The sequence below is a fragment of the Streptomyces sp. NPDC051218 genome (assembly GCF_044455475.1).
GTDB lineage: Bacteria > Actinomycetota > Actinomycetes > Streptomycetales > Streptomycetaceae > Streptomyces.
In genome coordinates this window covers 364,438-378,103 of the sequence record NZ_JBITEU010000009.1, presented here as the reverse complement: position 1 = coordinate 378,103, position 13,666 = coordinate 364,438, and the positions used below count along the sequence as shown (strand labels likewise).

12 protein-coding genes are annotated in these 13,666 nt (G+C 69.5%); 1 reads left to right on the top strand and 11 read right to left on the bottom strand.

Annotation, left to right across the window (positions count from 1 at the left end; genetic code table 11):
• The first annotated feature begins 35 nt into the window (after window positions 1–35).
• The gene (locus ACIBCK_RS27495; RefSeq protein WP_399394448.1) at window positions 36–1,043 is read left to right on the top strand and encodes a sigma-70 family RNA polymerase sigma factor; all 1,008 of its coding nucleotides are present in this window, start codon (window positions 36–38) and stop codon (window positions 1,041–1,043) included.
• Here the strand turns inward: ACIBCK_RS27495 and ACIBCK_RS27490 are convergent.
• The 11 genes from ACIBCK_RS27490 to ACIBCK_RS27440 all read right to left on the bottom strand — a co-directional run bounded on the left by ACIBCK_RS27490 (window position 930) and on the right by ACIBCK_RS27440 (window position 13,648).
• Window positions 930–1,325 carry an STAS domain-containing protein gene (locus ACIBCK_RS27490; RefSeq protein ID WP_399394446.1) on the bottom strand — a complete coding sequence of 132 codons (396 nt, stop codon included), beginning with the start codon at window positions 1,323–1,325 and terminating at the stop codon, window positions 930–932. The genes ACIBCK_RS27495 and ACIBCK_RS27490 overlap by 114 nt on opposite strands.
• Window positions 1,326–1,569: 244 nt before the next feature.
• On the bottom strand, window positions 1,570–2,847 hold the full coding sequence (locus tag ACIBCK_RS27485; protein WP_399394444.1) for a thymidine phosphorylase: 1,278 nt from the start codon (window positions 2,845–2,847) through the stop codon (window positions 1,570–1,572).
• A gap of 134 nt (window positions 2,848–2,981) precedes the next feature.
• A complete protein-coding gene (locus ACIBCK_RS27480) occupies window positions 2,982–3,371 on the bottom strand; it encodes a cytidine deaminase (protein ID WP_399394442.1) in 390 nt (129 codons plus the stop codon).
• Entirely contained in the window at window positions 3,368–4,630 is a 1,263-nt protein-coding gene (locus ACIBCK_RS27475) for an ABC transporter permease (RefSeq protein WP_399394440.1), read from the bottom strand. Before ACIBCK_RS27475 ends, ACIBCK_RS27480 begins: the two co-directional genes overlap by 4 nt.
• Window positions 4,627–5,760 (bottom strand): ABC transporter permease, encoded by a 1,134-nt coding sequence (locus ACIBCK_RS27470; protein WP_399394438.1) that lies wholly within the window; start codon window positions 5,758–5,760, stop codon window positions 4,627–4,629. The genes ACIBCK_RS27475 and ACIBCK_RS27470 overlap by 4 nt, the downstream gene beginning before the upstream one ends.
• The gene (locus tag ACIBCK_RS27465) at window positions 5,757–7,511 is read right to left on the bottom strand and encodes an ABC transporter ATP-binding protein (RefSeq protein WP_399394436.1); all 1,755 of its coding nucleotides are present in this window, start codon (window positions 7,509–7,511) and stop codon (window positions 5,757–5,759) included. The genes ACIBCK_RS27470 and ACIBCK_RS27465 overlap by 4 nt, the downstream gene beginning before the upstream one ends.
• 62 nt (window positions 7,512–7,573) lie before the next feature.
• Window positions 7,574–8,629, bottom strand: coding sequence for a BMP family protein (locus ACIBCK_RS27460; RefSeq protein WP_399394434.1), 1,056 nt, complete (start codon window positions 8,627–8,629; stop codon window positions 7,574–7,576).
• A 209-nt stretch (window positions 8,630–8,838) separates the two neighbouring features.
• Complete coding sequence (locus ACIBCK_RS27455; protein ID WP_399394432.1) at window positions 8,839–9,945, bottom strand: BMP family protein; 1,107 nt, start codon at window positions 9,943–9,945, stop codon at window positions 8,839–8,841.
• A gap of 175 nt (window positions 9,946–10,120) precedes the next feature.
• Window positions 10,121–11,380, bottom strand: coding sequence for a M20 family metallopeptidase (locus ACIBCK_RS27450; RefSeq protein WP_399394430.1), 1,260 nt, complete (start codon window positions 11,378–11,380; stop codon window positions 10,121–10,123).
• Between the two features lie 139 nt (window positions 11,381–11,519).
• Complete coding sequence (locus tag ACIBCK_RS27445; RefSeq protein WP_399394428.1) at window positions 11,520–12,632, bottom strand: hypothetical protein; 1,113 nt, start codon at window positions 12,630–12,632, stop codon at window positions 11,520–11,522.
• A gap of 86 nt (window positions 12,633–12,718) precedes the next feature.
• Complete coding sequence (locus ACIBCK_RS27440) at window positions 12,719–13,648, bottom strand: N-acetylneuraminate synthase family protein (RefSeq protein WP_399394630.1); 930 nt, start codon at window positions 13,646–13,648, stop codon at window positions 12,719–12,721.
• Between the last annotated feature and the right edge of the window lie 18 nt (window positions 13,649–13,666).

Below are 13,666 nucleotides of genomic sequence, written 5' to 3'. Positions count from 1 at the left end.
ACTTTCGTGGCAGCCGCAGGGGTGGGTGGGTTGGTATGACGGACATCGCAGGTACGACGTCGGAGCTCGACGTCACGCTGGAGAAGCACCGGGTCGAGCTGACCGGGTACTGCTATCGCATGCTGGGGTCGGCCTTCGAGGCCGAGGACGCGGTGCAGGACACGATGGTGCGGGCGTGGCGGAGCCATGAGAAGTTCGAGGGCCGCTCCAGCCTGAGGTCCTGGCTGTACCGCATCGCGACGAACGTCTGCCTGGACATGCTGAACGCCGGCAACCGCCGCGCCCGCCCCATGGACCTGACGGCGGCGGCGCCGCTGGCCCAGGCCGCGCTCACACCCCGCCCGGACAACGTATGGCTGGAGCCGATGCCGGACGCGCGCGTGCTGCCCTCCGTCAGCGACCCCGCCGAGGCCGCCGTGGCGAAGGAGTCGGTGCGGCTCGCCTTCGTCGCCGCCCTGCAGCAACTGCCGCCCAAGCAGCGGGCCGTGCTGATCCTGCGCGAGGTCCTCGCGTGGAAGGCCAGCGAGGCCGCCGAGCTCCTCGACACGTCGGTGGCCTCCGTCAACAGCGCGTTGCAGCGGGCGCGGGCGACGCTGGCCGAGGGGCCCGGGGACGACACCGCCGTGTCCGACCCACTCGACGAGGAGCAGCAGAAGCTCCTTGAGCGGTACGTCGCCGCCTTCGAGGGTTATGACATGGCGGCCCTGACGGCGCTGCTGCACGAAGACGCCATCATGACGATGCCCCCGTTCGACCTGTGGCTGCGCGGCACGTCCGACATCACCGGCTTCATGTCGACCATCGGCGCCTCCTGCGCCGACAGCAAACTGTTCCCGGTGCAGGTCAACGGCACGCCGGGCTTCGCCCACTACAAGCCCGACCCCGAGAAGGGCGGGTTCGCGCCGTGGGCGGTGCAGGTCATCGAGATCTCAGAGGGGCGGATCGCGGGCTTCCACTGCTTCCTGGACACGCCCCGGTGGTTCCCGCTGTTCGGCCTGCCGGTCCATCTCGATCTCAATGGGGAGCCCGACGAGGTGCAGTAGCTCGCGCAGGGCCGGGGCCGGGTTCCTGACGCGGATCCGGCCGCCTGCGCGGCGGGCGGTGAGTTGCAGGCGGGCCAGGGTGTCTATCGCGGAGAGGACAGGTGGGCCTACGTCTGCGACGTCGCATACGAGGGTGTCCGCGTCGTCCCTCGCGCGCAGCAGGCTTCTGGCCTCCTCGCAGAGGCGGTGCGTGGCCTCTCGGTCGAGGGTGCCGGTGAGGGTCAGGTCTGGCTGCGTCTTTGGGGTCACGTTGGGGTGACTGGGCTGGGCGCCGGAACTCATCGGTAGGTTCGTTTCGCCTGCGGCGGGCTCAGTCCCCAACCCCGCCCCTTCCCGAAAACCGTGCCTGCGCCCCGGACCTACCTGGGGCTCCGCCCCAGACCCCGCTCCTCAAACGCCGGAGAGGCTGATTCTCAGCCCGTCCGGCGTTTGAGGACGAACTCGGCGGAGCCGGTGATGACGGCACGCAAGGCCCCCGCGCCAGAGCGGGTTTTCGGGAAGGGGCGGGGTTGGGGAAAAGAACCCCCTACGCGATGCGGTCCAGGACGATCGGCGTCGCCGCGAAGCCCGTGCCCTCCGGCGCGATGTCGAAGGAACCCGCCACCGCCTGCAAGGCGTACTCGAAGCGCTCCGGAGTATCCGTGTGCAGGGTCATGACCGGCTCCCCCGCGCGGACCTGAGCGCCCGGCTTCGCGTGCAGCTCGACACCCGCCCCCGCCTGCACGACGTCCTCCTTGCGCGCACGCCCCGCGCCCAGGCGCCACGCGGCGACGCCCACGTCGTACGCGTCGAGGCGCGTCAGGACGCCCGACGTCGGCGCCGTCACGACGTGCGTCTCCCGGGCCACCGGCAGCGTCGCGTCCGGATCGCCGCCCTGCGCGGAGATCATCCGGCGCCACACGTCCATCGCCGAGCCGTCCGCCAGCGCCTTCGCCGGGTCCACGTCCTTCAGGCCCGCCGCGTCCAGCATCTCCCGCGCCAGCGCGAGGGTCAGCTCGACGACGTCCGCCGGGCCGCCGCCCGCGAGGACCTCCACCGACTCGCGGACCTCAAGGGCGTTGCCCGCCGTCAGGCCGAGCGGCGTGGACATGTCCGTCAAGAGCGCCACCGTGCGTACGCCGTGGTCCGTGCCGAGGCCCACCATCGTGGACGCCAGTTCACGCGCGTCCTCCAGCGTCTTCATGAACGCGCCCGTGCCGACCTTCACGTCCAGGACCAGCGAACCCGTGCCCTCGGCGATCTTCTTCGACATGATCGAGGAGGCGATCAGGGGGATGGCCTCCACCGTGCCCGTCACGTCCCGCAACGCGTACAGCTTCTTGTCCGCCGGAGCCAGGCCGTCGCCCGCCGCGCAGATCACCGAGCCCACGCCGTCCAGGACCGAGAGCATCTCCTCGTTCGAGAGGAGGGCCTTCCAGCCCGGGATCGACTCCAGCTTGTCCAGGGTGCCGCCAGTGTGGCCCAGGCCCCGGCCCGACAGCTGCGGGACAGCGGCTCCGCACGCGGCGACCAGCGGGGCGAGCGGCAGCGTGATCTTGTCGCCGACGCCACCCGTGGAGTGCTTGTCGGCCGTGGGGCGGGACAGGGACGAGAAGTCCATGCGCTCGCCGCTCGCGATCATCGCGGCCGTCCAGCGGGCGATCTCACCGCGGTTCATGCCGTTCAGCAGGATCGCCATGGCAAGGGCCGACATCTGCTCGTCGGCCACCACGCCGCGCGTGTACGCGTCGATGACCCAGTCGATCTGCTCGCCGCTCAGCTCGCCGCGGTCCCGCTTCGTACGAATCACGGAGATGACGTCCATGGCATTACCCCTCTTGCGCCTACAACGGTGATCTACAACGGATCAAAAACGGTGATCGCGAAACTCTACGCGCATAGAGCCGCGAGATGAAGAAGGCCCCTGCCGACCGGATCACAACCGGCAGGGGCCGTACGTCAGTTGAGGTGCTGCGGCCCGAACGGGTCCGGCAGCATCTCGCCCAGGGTCCGGATGCCCGCGGCGGTCTCCAACAGGAGCGTCGCGCCGCCGAACTCGTAGAGCAGCTGGCGGCAGCGGCCGCACGGCATCAGGATCTCGCCCTTGGCGTCGACGCAGGTGAAGTGCGTCAGACGGCCGCCTCCAGTGAGCTGGAGCTGCGAGACCAGGCCGCACTCGGCGCACAGGCCAAGACCGTACGACGCGTTCTCGACGTTGCAGCCCGCCACCGTGCGGCCGTCGTCCACGAGGGCCGCGGCACCGACCGGGAAGCCTGAGTAGGGCGCGTACGCACGGGACATGGCCTCGCGCGCAGCATCCCGCAGCGCGTCCCAGTCGGTATCGGTCACGTTCCTTGTCCCTTTCGGTAGGGCTGGCCGTCCGCCTTCGGCATCCGGAGCCGCTGAGCGGAGAGCGAGAGCACCAGCAGCGTGACGACGTACGGCGTCGCGGTGACGACCTGGTTGGGCACCTCGTCGGTCAAGCCGTACCACGCGAACATCAGCGCCGAGACGGCCGCGGTGATCGCCGCGGGGACGTAACGCTTGCGCCAAACGAGGTACGCCGCGCCGATGACCAGCAGGATCGCCAGGAGCAGGAGCAGTGCGTGCACGTTCGTGCCGCCGCCCCGGAGCTTCAGGCTGTCGGTGTAACCGAACAGGCCGGCACCGAGCGCGAGTCCGCCCGGCATCCAGTTGCCGAAGATCATGGCGGCGAGGCCGATGTAGCCGCGTCCGCCGGTCTGGCCCTCCAGGTAGATGTTCGAGGCGACCAGGGAGAGGAACGCGCCGCCGAGGCCCGCGAGGCCACCGGAGATGATCACTGCCAGGTACTTGTACTTGTAGACGTTGACGCCGAGGGACTCGGCGGCGACCGGGTTCTCGCCGCAGGAGCGCAGGCGCAGACCGAACGCCGTGCGCCACAGGACCCACCAGCTCAGCGGCACCATCGCGATGGCGATGACGGTGAGCGGCGACAGGTTGGTGAACAGGCCGCCGAGCAGGCCCGCGATGTCCGAGACGAGGAACCAGTGCTTCTCGTTCAGGTCCTGCAGCCAGTTCGAGAGGCCCGGCACGGAGAACTCCCCGAGCGAGTCCACCGGCGGCGACTGCTTCGACGTACCACCCTCCTTGCCCTCGAAGGCGAAGGTGGAGAGATAGCGCGTGACGCCCAGGGCGAGGATGTTGATGGCCACACCGGAGACGATGTGGTTGACGTTGAACGTGACCGTGACGATCGCGTGCAGCAGACCGCCGAGCGCGCCGCCGAGGATGCCGAACAGGATGCCGACCCACGGGCCCCACTGGTAACCGGCGAACGCGCCGAACCAGGTGCCGAGGATCAGCATGCCCTCAAGGCCGATGTTGACCACGCCCGCGCGCTCGGCCCACAGACCGCCGAGGCCCGCGAGGCCGATCGGCACGGCGAGCCGCAGCGCGGTCGACATCTGGCCGGTGGAGGTGATGCCGTTCGCGTCGGTGATCAGCCGGACCACGGACGTCAGGACGAGGACGCCCGCGATCACGAGAAGGAGGACGGGGAGCGATATGCGGCGGCGGCCCGGCGTGGGCTGCTTGGCCGGGGGCTTGGCTACGGTTGCCGAGCTCATCGGGCAGCCACCTCCTTCACGGTGTCGTTGGTGCCGTTGTTGCGGGCTGCGGCGGCCAGTTCCTCGCCGACGCGGCGCTGCTGGCGCTTGAGGCCCCAGCGGCGTACCGCCTCGTAGGAGACGACGACCGCGATCACGATGAGGCCCTGCATGATCACCGCGATCTCCTTGTCGTACGCGACCGGGGTCGCGTAGTCGAGGGCGGGCGACGCCTTGTCGAGGAAGGCCCAGAGCAGCGAGGCGAAGGCGATGCCGACCGGGTTGTTGCGGCCGAGCAGCGCGATGCCGATGCCGGTGAAGCCGAGCCCCGCGGGGAAGCTGAGGCTGTAGGTGTGGGTGTCGCCGAGCAGGATCGGCATGCCGGCGAGGCCCGCGACCGCGCCGGAGATCAGCATGGCGCTGAGCACCATGCGCTTGGCGTTCACTCCGGAGGCCGCGGCGGCCGACGTGGAGGCGCCGGTGGCGCGCAGGTCGAAGCCGAAGCGGGTGCGGTTGAGGATCACCCAGTACAGGACGCCCGCGAGCGCGGCGATGATCACGAAGCCGTAGATCTCGCCGGACTCGCCCATGCTGATCCCGGGGAACCAGCCGGACTTGTGCATCTCGCCGGTGGTCTGGTTGTTGCCGACCGGGACACCGAAGTTGTCGGTGAGGGTCATGTAGCCGATGACGCTCGTCGCGATGGCGTTGAGCATGATCGTCGCGACGACCTCGCTGACGCCCCGGGTGGTCTTGAGGATGCCCGCGATGCCCGCCCAGAAGGCGCCGGTGAGCATGGCGACCAGCATCAGGAGCGGGATCTGGAGCGGGGCCGGGAGCGCGATGTGCGCGCCGACCACGGCGGTGGTCATCGCGGCGAGGCGGTACTGCCCGTCCACACCGATGTTGAACAGGTTCATGCGGAAGCCGACGGCCACCGCGAGCGCCGCCAGGTAGTACATCCCGGCCTGGTTGATGGTCAGGACCTGGACGTCGGAGTAGCTGATCTGCTCCAGCATCAGCGTGTACGGCTCGATCGGGTTCTTGCCCGAGGCGAGCAGCACGACCGAGGTCAGCGCCACGGCCACGACGAGCGCGATGACCGGTCCGGCCACCGCGAGGAGCACGCGCTCCTTGTCGAACTTCTTCATCGGGCCTCGTCCTCCGAAGCGTCGCCAGAGCCCTCTTCGGGGTCTTCTTCTACGTGTTCGAGGTGGCCGGAGGCCGCGCCGGTCATGGCCGAGCCGAGCTCCTCCGGCGTGATGGTGGCCGGGTCGGCGTCGGCGACGAGCCGTCCGCGGTAGATCACGCGGAGGGTGTCGGAGAGGCCGATCAGCTCGTCCAGGTCCGCCGAGATGAGCAGGACCGCGAGCCCTTCGCGCCGCGCCTCACGGATCTGGTCCCAGATCTGGGCCTGCGCGCCGACGTCCACACCGCGGGTGGGGTGGGCGGCGATCAGGAAGCGGGGCTTGTGGCTCATCTCGCGGCCGACGATCAGCTTCTGCTGGTTGCCGCCGGAGAGGGACGCGGCCGTGACGTCGATGCCGGGCGTACGGACGTCGTACTGCTCGACGATGCGCCGGGTGTCGGCCTGCGCGCCCTTGGGGTCGAGCCAGAAGCCGCCCTTGCCGCGGGAGTTGGGCTTCTCGGTGACGTGCCCGAGGATGCGGTTCTCCCAGAGCGGCGACTCCAGGAGGAGGCCGTGGCGGTGGCGGTCCTCGGGGATGTAGCCGACGCCCTGCTCGCGGCGGTGGCGCGTGGCCAGGTCGGTGATGTCCTTGCCCGCCATGCGGATGACGCCGGAGTCGGCGTGCTTGAGGCCGATCAGCGCGTCGATCAGCTCGGTCTGGCCGTTGCCCTCCACGCCCGCGAGGCCGAGCACCTCGCCCTCGTGGATAGTGAAGGAGATGTCGTCGAGGAGAGCGCGGCCCGACTCGCCGTCGGCGAGCAGCTTGAGCTCCTTGACCTCGATCATCGCGCGGTCGGTGACCGTCGACTCGGCCGTCTCCGGGGTGGGCAGCTCGCTGCCGACCATCAGCTCGGCGAGCTGGCGCGGAGTCGTCTCGGAGGGGATCGCCGTGCCGACCGTCGTGCCGCGCCGGATGACGGTGATGTCGTCGGCGACGGACAGGACTTCGCCCAGCTTGTGGGAGATGAAGATGACGGACAGGCCCTCGGACTTCAGCTCGCGCAGGTTGTCGAAGAGCGCGTCGACCTCCTGCGGCACGAGCACGGCCGTGGGCTCGTCCAGGATCAGCGTGGTGGCGCCGCGGTAGAGGACCTTGAGGATCTCCACGCGCTGCCGGTCGGCGACGCCGAGGTCCTCGACCATGGCGTCGGGGCGCACCCCGAGGCCGTACCGGTCAGATATCTCGGCGATCTTGCGGCGGGCCGCGCCACCGATGCCGTGCAGCTTCTCGCTGCCGAGAACGATGTTCTCCAGGACCGTGAGCTGGTCGGCGAGCATGAAGTGCTGGTGGACCATGCCGATGCCGCGCGCGATGGCGTCGGCGGGGCCGGCGAAGGTCACCTGGGTGCCGTCGACGGAGATGGTGCCCTCGTCCGGCTTCTGCATGCCGTAGAGGATCTTCATCAGGGTCGACTTGCCCGCGCCGTTCTCGCCGACGAGGGCGTGCACGGTGCCCTTGCGGACGGTCAGGCGGATGTCGTGGTTGGCCACGACGCCCGGGAAACGCTTGGTGATGCCGGTGAGTTCAACGGCGGTGCCACCCGGGCCGGTCGAGACCTTGGCGGTGGGCTTGTCCTTGTCGGGACTGGTGGACGCGTCGATGGCGCACTCTCCTCGGGAATCCTCAGGAAAGGGGCCACCTACGCGCGTAGCGCCCCTGGTTCGACGGGAGTTGAGCAGTGGGCCGCGCGAACGGGGCGCGGGGGAAACCATCGTCCCCCACACCCCGTTCGGCGACCATCACGCTGTTGTTACGGCTGTTGCCGCAGCAGGCGTTACGGCGTCGCCTTGACCTTGATCTTGCCGCTGATGATGTCCTCTTCGGCCTTCTTCAGGGCAGCCTGGAGGCCGGCGTTCTTCTTGAACTCGGGGTTCGAGTCGGCGAGCGCGACGCCACCGGACTTGAGGTCGGCGCGGACGACGCCGCCCTCGGCGTTGTCGTCGGCGACGGACTTCGCCAGGTTGTACACCGACCCGGCGACATCCTTCGTCGCGGAGGTCAGGATGTACTTCTTGTACTTGGCGAGCGCGTCCTGCTTGTACTGGTCGGAGTCGACGCCGATCGCCCAGACCTTCTTGGCGGCGGCGGCCTCGATGACGCCCTGACCGGAGAGACCAGCGGCGTGGTAGACCACGTCGGCGCCGTCCTCGATCTGGCCCTGCGCGGCGGTCTTGCCCTTGTCGGGGCTGGTGAACCCGCCGTCCTCGGCCTTCTCCGTCAGGTACTGCTTGACGACCTTGACCTTGGGGTTCGTGTCCTTGACGCCCTGCGTGAAGCCGGCCTCAAACTTGTGGATGAGGGGCACGTCCACGCCGCCGACGAAGCCGACGGTCTTGCTCTTGGTCGTCTTGGCGGCGGTGACGCCCGCGAGGTACGAGGCCTCCTGCTCGCTGAAGACGAGGTCGGCGACGTTCTTGGCCTTGACCGTCTCGTCGTCGACGATGCCGAAGGTGACCTTCGGGAACTTGGCGGAGACTTCCTTGACCGCGGGGGCGTAGGCGTAACCGACGCCGACCACCGGGTTGTAGCCCTGCTTGGCCAGCTGGGTGAGGCGCTGGGCCTTGTCGGCGTCGGACTCGCCGTCGTTCGGCTCGACGGCCTTCTTGCCGATCTTCAGGTCCTTGGCGGCCTTGTCCATGCCCGCCGTCGCGGCGTCGTTGAAGGACTGGTCGCCCTTGCCGCCGACGTCGTACGCGATGGCGACGCCCTTGCTCTTGCCGTCGCTCTTGGAGCCTGCGGCGTCGCTGGACGTGCCGCCGCAGGCGGTGGCGGAAACGGCGAGTGCGGCGGCGGCTGCGCCCGCTGCGGCAATTCGGGAAACCCGGCGCATAGAGAGGAACTCCTTATGTACAAGCAAGCACAAGCACGTACGAGCGCCTCACCTGGCGCTGATTTCGCCGCAGCGTAACGCGCGTAGACCTGACATAAGAACCCTTCTGTCCCGTCCGTTATCGAGCTGTGGCCGCGAGGTTGCGGGAGCATGTACGCGCTGTGGGGCGCCCCTCACCGCACGGGGCGCCCCACCAGCCACGGACCGGGTTACGGCGTGGTCTTGACCGTGACCTTGCCGGCGACGATGTCCTTCTCTGCCTTCTCCACGGCGGCGACCACGTCCTTCATCGCCGTGTACTTCGGGTTCGTGTCGGCGAACCCGACGCGGCCCGACTTGAGGTCGTAGCGCTGCTCGCCCGTGATCGGCTTGCCGTCGACGACCGACTTCGTCAGGTCGTACACGGCCCCGCCGACGTCCTTGAGGGCCGAGCCGAGGATGTAGTCCTTGTACTTGGCGAGCGCCTTTTGCTTGTACTGGTCGGAGTCGACGCCGATCGCCCACACCTTCTGCGAGCCGGCCTCCTGGATCACGCCCTGCCCGGAGAGCCCCGCCGCGTGGTAGAGCACGTCGGCGCCCGACTCGATCTGGCCGCTGGCCGCGTTCTGGCCCTTGTCGGGGCTGCTGAAGCCCCCGTCCTCGGGCTTCTCGGTCAGATACTGCTTCTCGACCTTGACCTTGGGGTTCGTGTCCTTGACGCCCTGCACGAAGCCGGCCTCGAACTTGTGGATGAGCGGGATGTCCACGCCGCCGATGAACCCGACGTGATCGGCCTTGGTGGCCTTGGCCGCCGCGACGCCCGCCAGATACGACCCCTGCTCCTCGTGGAAGACCAGGTCGGAGACGTTGTCCGCCTTGACGGTGTTGTCGTCGATGATCCCGAAGGTGGTCTTCGGGAACTTCGCCGCGGCTTCCTTGATGGCGGGGGCGTAGATGTAGCCGACGCCGATGACCGGGTTGTAGCCCTGCTTGGCCAGCTGCTCGATCCGCTGCACCTTGTCGGCACTGGACTCGCCGTCGCCCGGCTCCATGTCCACGCCGCCGATCTTGAAGTCCTTGCGGGCCTTCGCGTACCCGGCGTAGGCGGCGTCGTTGAAGGACTGGTCGCCCTGGCCGCCGATGTCGTAGGCGAGGCCGATGCCCTTCGCGCTGTACTCCGAGGAACCGCCGGACTTGTCGTCCTTGCCCTCGTCCTCCGACGCCTCGTTGCTGGTCTTGCCGCACGCTGAGGCCGCGAGGGCGAGGGACGCCACCACGACGGCCACTTGGGAGAGCCTCGATCCCCGTGTTCCACGAGATCCTCGACGAAGACGCATAGGACGCACCCCTTACGTTCCCCAAAGCACCCTTGACGGGCCTGATTTCGGCGCACAGTAACGCGCGTAGAAAGGGAGGGGAACGGGGTTTCGCACTGCCGTTACCTATTCGTGCCGAGGGCCGGTTACGTCCGGGTGAACGGGTCCGCCGTAACCGGCCGATAGCGGTGGTTACCTACCGGATGCCGTCGATCAGCGCCGCGGCGGTGAAGAGCTCGACGCCCACGGTGATCGCCGTCTCGTCCGCGTCGAAGTCGCCCTGGTGCAGATCGCGGACGGTGCGCTCGCCGGGCGTACGGACGCCGAGGCGGGCCATGGCTCCGGGGACGTGTTCGAGGTACCAGGAGAAGTCCTCTCCCCCGAGGCTCTGTTCGGTGTCCTCGACGGAGTGCGCCCCGAGCCGCAGCTCCATGGCCTCCCTCAACAGCTCGGTCATGTCCGGGTCGTTGACGACGGGCGGTACACCGCGGATGTAGTTCACCTCGGACTTGGCGCGGTAGAGATCGGCGATCTCCTGGATGGCTCCGTGCACCAGGTCGGGCGCCTTGCGCCAGGCAGCGAGGTCGAGGCAGCGGACGGTGCCGGAGAGTTCGGCGTGCTGCGGGATGACGTTGCAGGCGTGCCCGGACTCGACGCGGCCCCAGGTCACCGCGAGCCCCGAGCGGGCGTCGATGCGCCGGGCGACCAGGGCGGGGACCTCGGTGACGACCTTGGCGGCGGCGGTGACGAGGTCGGTGGTGAGGTGGGGGCGCGCGGTGTGGCCCCCCGCGCCGTCGAGCGAGACCTCGAGGCGGTCGCAGGCGGAGGTGATGGCACCGTGCCTGAGCCCGATCTTCCCCGCGTCCACCCGCGGATCACAGTGCACGCCGACGATGCGCCCGACTCCGTCCAGCACCCCCGACTCGATCGCGTCGGGCGCTCCCCCGGGCAGCACCTCCTCCGCCGGCTGGAAGATCAGCCGTACGGGCCGGGGCAGTTGCCCTTGCTTCGCGAGTTCGGCCAGGACGAGGCCGGCCCCGAGCACCACGGTGGTGTGCACGTCATGTCCACAGGCGTGGGCGCGGTCGGGCACGGTGGAGCGGTACGGGACGCCGAGCTTGGTGTCCGGGATGGGCAGCGCGTCGATGTCGGCGCGCAGGGCGAGCACGGGGCGCACGGAGTCGCCCTGCTCACCGATGTCACAGACGAGCCCCGTGCCGATGTCCAGTACGCGGGGTTCGAGGCCCGCGCGTTCGAGCCGGGCCTTGAGGGCCGCGGTGGTGCGGAACTCCTGGTTTCCGAGCTCGGGGTGCATGTGCAAGTCGCGGCGGAAGGCGATGAGTTCGGCGCGCAGGGCTTCCGGGAGCGCACCCGGGAGTACCGCTTCCCCGGGGGCGTCCCCCGCTGTTTCCCCGGGCAGATCGGCCCCGGACCCTCGCTCGGACTCTCGTGACATCAGTTGGTTCACCCTCTGAAGGGTAGGGCGAGGCACGGTCCAACTGACCCACGATCAACAAAACTTCAGCCCGATAGGGTAAGAAAAAGTGGCCGCGGGGCGCATGAGCGCTAGTTGAGGTGGGTAAAGTTCCTGGCTTTCAGGCCGTGGCCGCGACCTTCGGTGCCGGGGAGGCGAGGGAGGCCAGCCGGTGCACGTCGCGTGCCGTTCCCGTCACCCCCGACAAGAAGCCCTGGGCCCGTGGTGAGGCGTTCTCCGTCAGCCAGGCCGGGTCGATGTCGCAGACCGCGACGCGGACGTCCGTGCCCGCCAGGGCCAGGGGCAGGGTGTGGACCACCGTCGACGGGAAGCTGAGGATCGTGCGGCCGATCGGGCCCCGGCGGGCGATCAGCTCCAGGGGCAGGTCCGGGCGTACCACCTGCAGGCCCGTCTCCACCGCCAGGCGGTGGAGTTTCTCGGCGCTTTCGCGCCGGTGGGCGAAGTAGCGTGTCGCGCCGTGCGCCCGGGACAGGGAGCGGACCGCTTCCACGTAGCGGTCCGGGTCCACGACGCCGGTCTCCACCAGCGACGTGCCCACCAGGTCCGCGCCCTTGGAGATGCGCGGCGGGCCGAACCGCTCCCGCGTCCACGCGAAGGTGTTGGCCGTCACCGCCACGCCCTCCGGGGCCTTCTCGATCGGCATGGACGAGAAGACCTCCACCGTGCGCTTGCCGCCCGGCGTCAGGCGGCGGCGGGCGGAGGACGAGATCGGGGCGAAGGCCAGGTCGCGCATGCCGGGGCGGCCCCCGCGGCGGTGCCAGCGCACCAGGCGCTCGCCCGCCGCCAGCTGCGCCACGAACTCCATCGTGGCCGTGCCGTCGTCCACGACCACCAGCGAGCGGGCCTTGGTGATGGTCAACAACAGCTGGACGTAGCGCGAGAACGGGTCGCCGATCACGATCCTGTCCGCCGCCCGCAGCGAGCCCGTCAGGCCGGCGATCGTCTGGAAGGGAGCAGCGGCGCCGCCGCGCGCCTCCTCCCAGCGGACGTTCAGGCCCTCGTCGCGGGCCAGCTGGGCCATGCGGCGCAGCTGGCCGCGGGTCATGGGGTCGTTCGGGGACAGGACGACGACGGTGAGCCCCCCGGCCGGGCCTGTCGCCCCCGCCGAATGCGCCCACTCAAGGACGTTGAGGAGCTGCACAGGGCTCTCTACGAACGCCAGGGTGGTGGGCGCCGCAGCGGTGGGGGCCGTCGGCCCGGGTCGGGGGCTCATCGTCGTATGACCGTGTCCTGTCCTTGTGGGGGTCCCGGGAGCTACGGGACTCCCGGTGAGAGGTCCCGTTAAGAGCGCCTGCGCGCTCAGACCGCGACCGGCTCGCGCTCGGCGGCGTCGGCCTCGGCGACGACGCCCGCGACGCGGCGCAGCTTCTTCATCGGGCCGAGCTCCGACTCGTAGACCTTCTTGACGCCGTCACCGAGGGAGGCCTCGATGGTGCGGATGTCGCGGACGAGGCGCGTGAGGCCCTGGGGCTCCACCGACGCGGCCTGGTCCGAGCCCCACATGGCGCGGTCGAGGGTGATGTGGCGCTCGACGAACGTGGCGCCGAGGGCGACCGCCGCGAGGGTGGTCTGCAGGCCCGTCTCGTGGCCGGAGTAGCCGATCGGGACGTTGGGGTACTCGGCCTGGAGGGTGTTGATGACGCGGAGGTTGAGCTCCTCGGCCTGCGCCGGGTACGTCGACGTGGCGTGGCACATCAGGATGTTGTCCGAGCCCAGGACCTCGACCGCGTGGCGGATCTGCTTCGGGGTCGACATGCCGGTCGAGAGGATGACCGTGCGGCCCGTGGCGCGCAGGGCGCGGAGCAGCTCGTCGTCCGTGAGGGAGGCCGATGCGACCTTGTGGGCGGGGACGTCGAACTTCTCCAGGAAGGCGACGGCCTCGGTGTCCCACGGGGACGCGAACCAGTCGATGCCGCGCTTCTTGCAGTGCTCGCCGATGGCCTGGTACTCGGCCTCGCCGAACTCCACGCGGTGGCGGTAGTCGATGTACGTCATCCGGCCCCAGGGGGTGTCACGCTCGATGTCCCACTGGTCGCGCGGGGTGCAGATCTCCGGGGTGCGCTTCTGGAACTTGACCGCGTCGCAGCCGGCGTCGGCGGCCACGTCGATCAGGGCGAGGGCGTTGTCCAGCTCGCCGTTGTGGTTGATGCCGATCTCGCCGGTGATGTAAACGGGCCGGCCGGGTCCGGCCGTCTTCGAACCGAAGGTGCGCAGACGGGAGTTGGAGATCGTAGAGCTCATGGCAGG

Excerpts from the sequence above, each read along its gene's own strand:
- ACIBCK_RS27490 (WP_399394446.1), bottom strand. The coding sequence starts at position 1,325 with ATGAGTTCCGGCGCCCAGCCCAGTCACCCCAACGTGACCCCAAAGACG.
- ACIBCK_RS27470 (WP_399394438.1), bottom strand. The coding sequence starts at position 5,760 with ATGAAGAAGTTCGACAAGGAGCGCGTGCTCCTCGCGGTGGCCGGACCG.
- ACIBCK_RS27445 (WP_399394428.1), bottom strand. The coding sequence starts at position 12,632 with ATGAGCCCCCGACCCGGGCCGACGGCCCCCACCGCTGCGGCGCCCACC.
- ACIBCK_RS27455 (WP_399394432.1), bottom strand. The coding sequence starts at position 9,945 with ATGCGTCTTCGTCGAGGATCTCGTGGAACACGGGGATCGAGGCTCTCC.
- ACIBCK_RS27465 (WP_399394436.1), bottom strand. The coding sequence starts at position 7,511 with ATGGTTTCCCCCGCGCCCCGTTCGCGCGGCCCACTGCTCAACTCCCGT.
- ACIBCK_RS27495 (WP_399394448.1), top strand. The coding sequence starts at position 36 with ATGACGGACATCGCAGGTACGACGTCGGAGCTCGACGTCACGCTGGAG.
- ACIBCK_RS27485 (WP_399394444.1), bottom strand. The coding sequence starts at position 2,847 with ATGGACGTCATCTCCGTGATTCGTACGAAGCGGGACCGCGGCGAGCTG.
- ACIBCK_RS27460 (WP_399394434.1), bottom strand. The coding sequence starts at position 8,629 with ATGCGCCGGGTTTCCCGAATTGCCGCAGCGGGCGCAGCCGCCGCCGCA.
- ACIBCK_RS27450 (WP_399394430.1), bottom strand. The coding sequence starts at position 11,380 with ATGTCACGAGAGTCCGAGCGAGGGTCCGGGGCCGATCTGCCCGGGGAA.
- ACIBCK_RS27475 (WP_399394440.1), bottom strand. The coding sequence starts at position 4,630 with ATGAGCTCGGCAACCGTAGCCAAGCCCCCGGCCAAGCAGCCCACGCCG.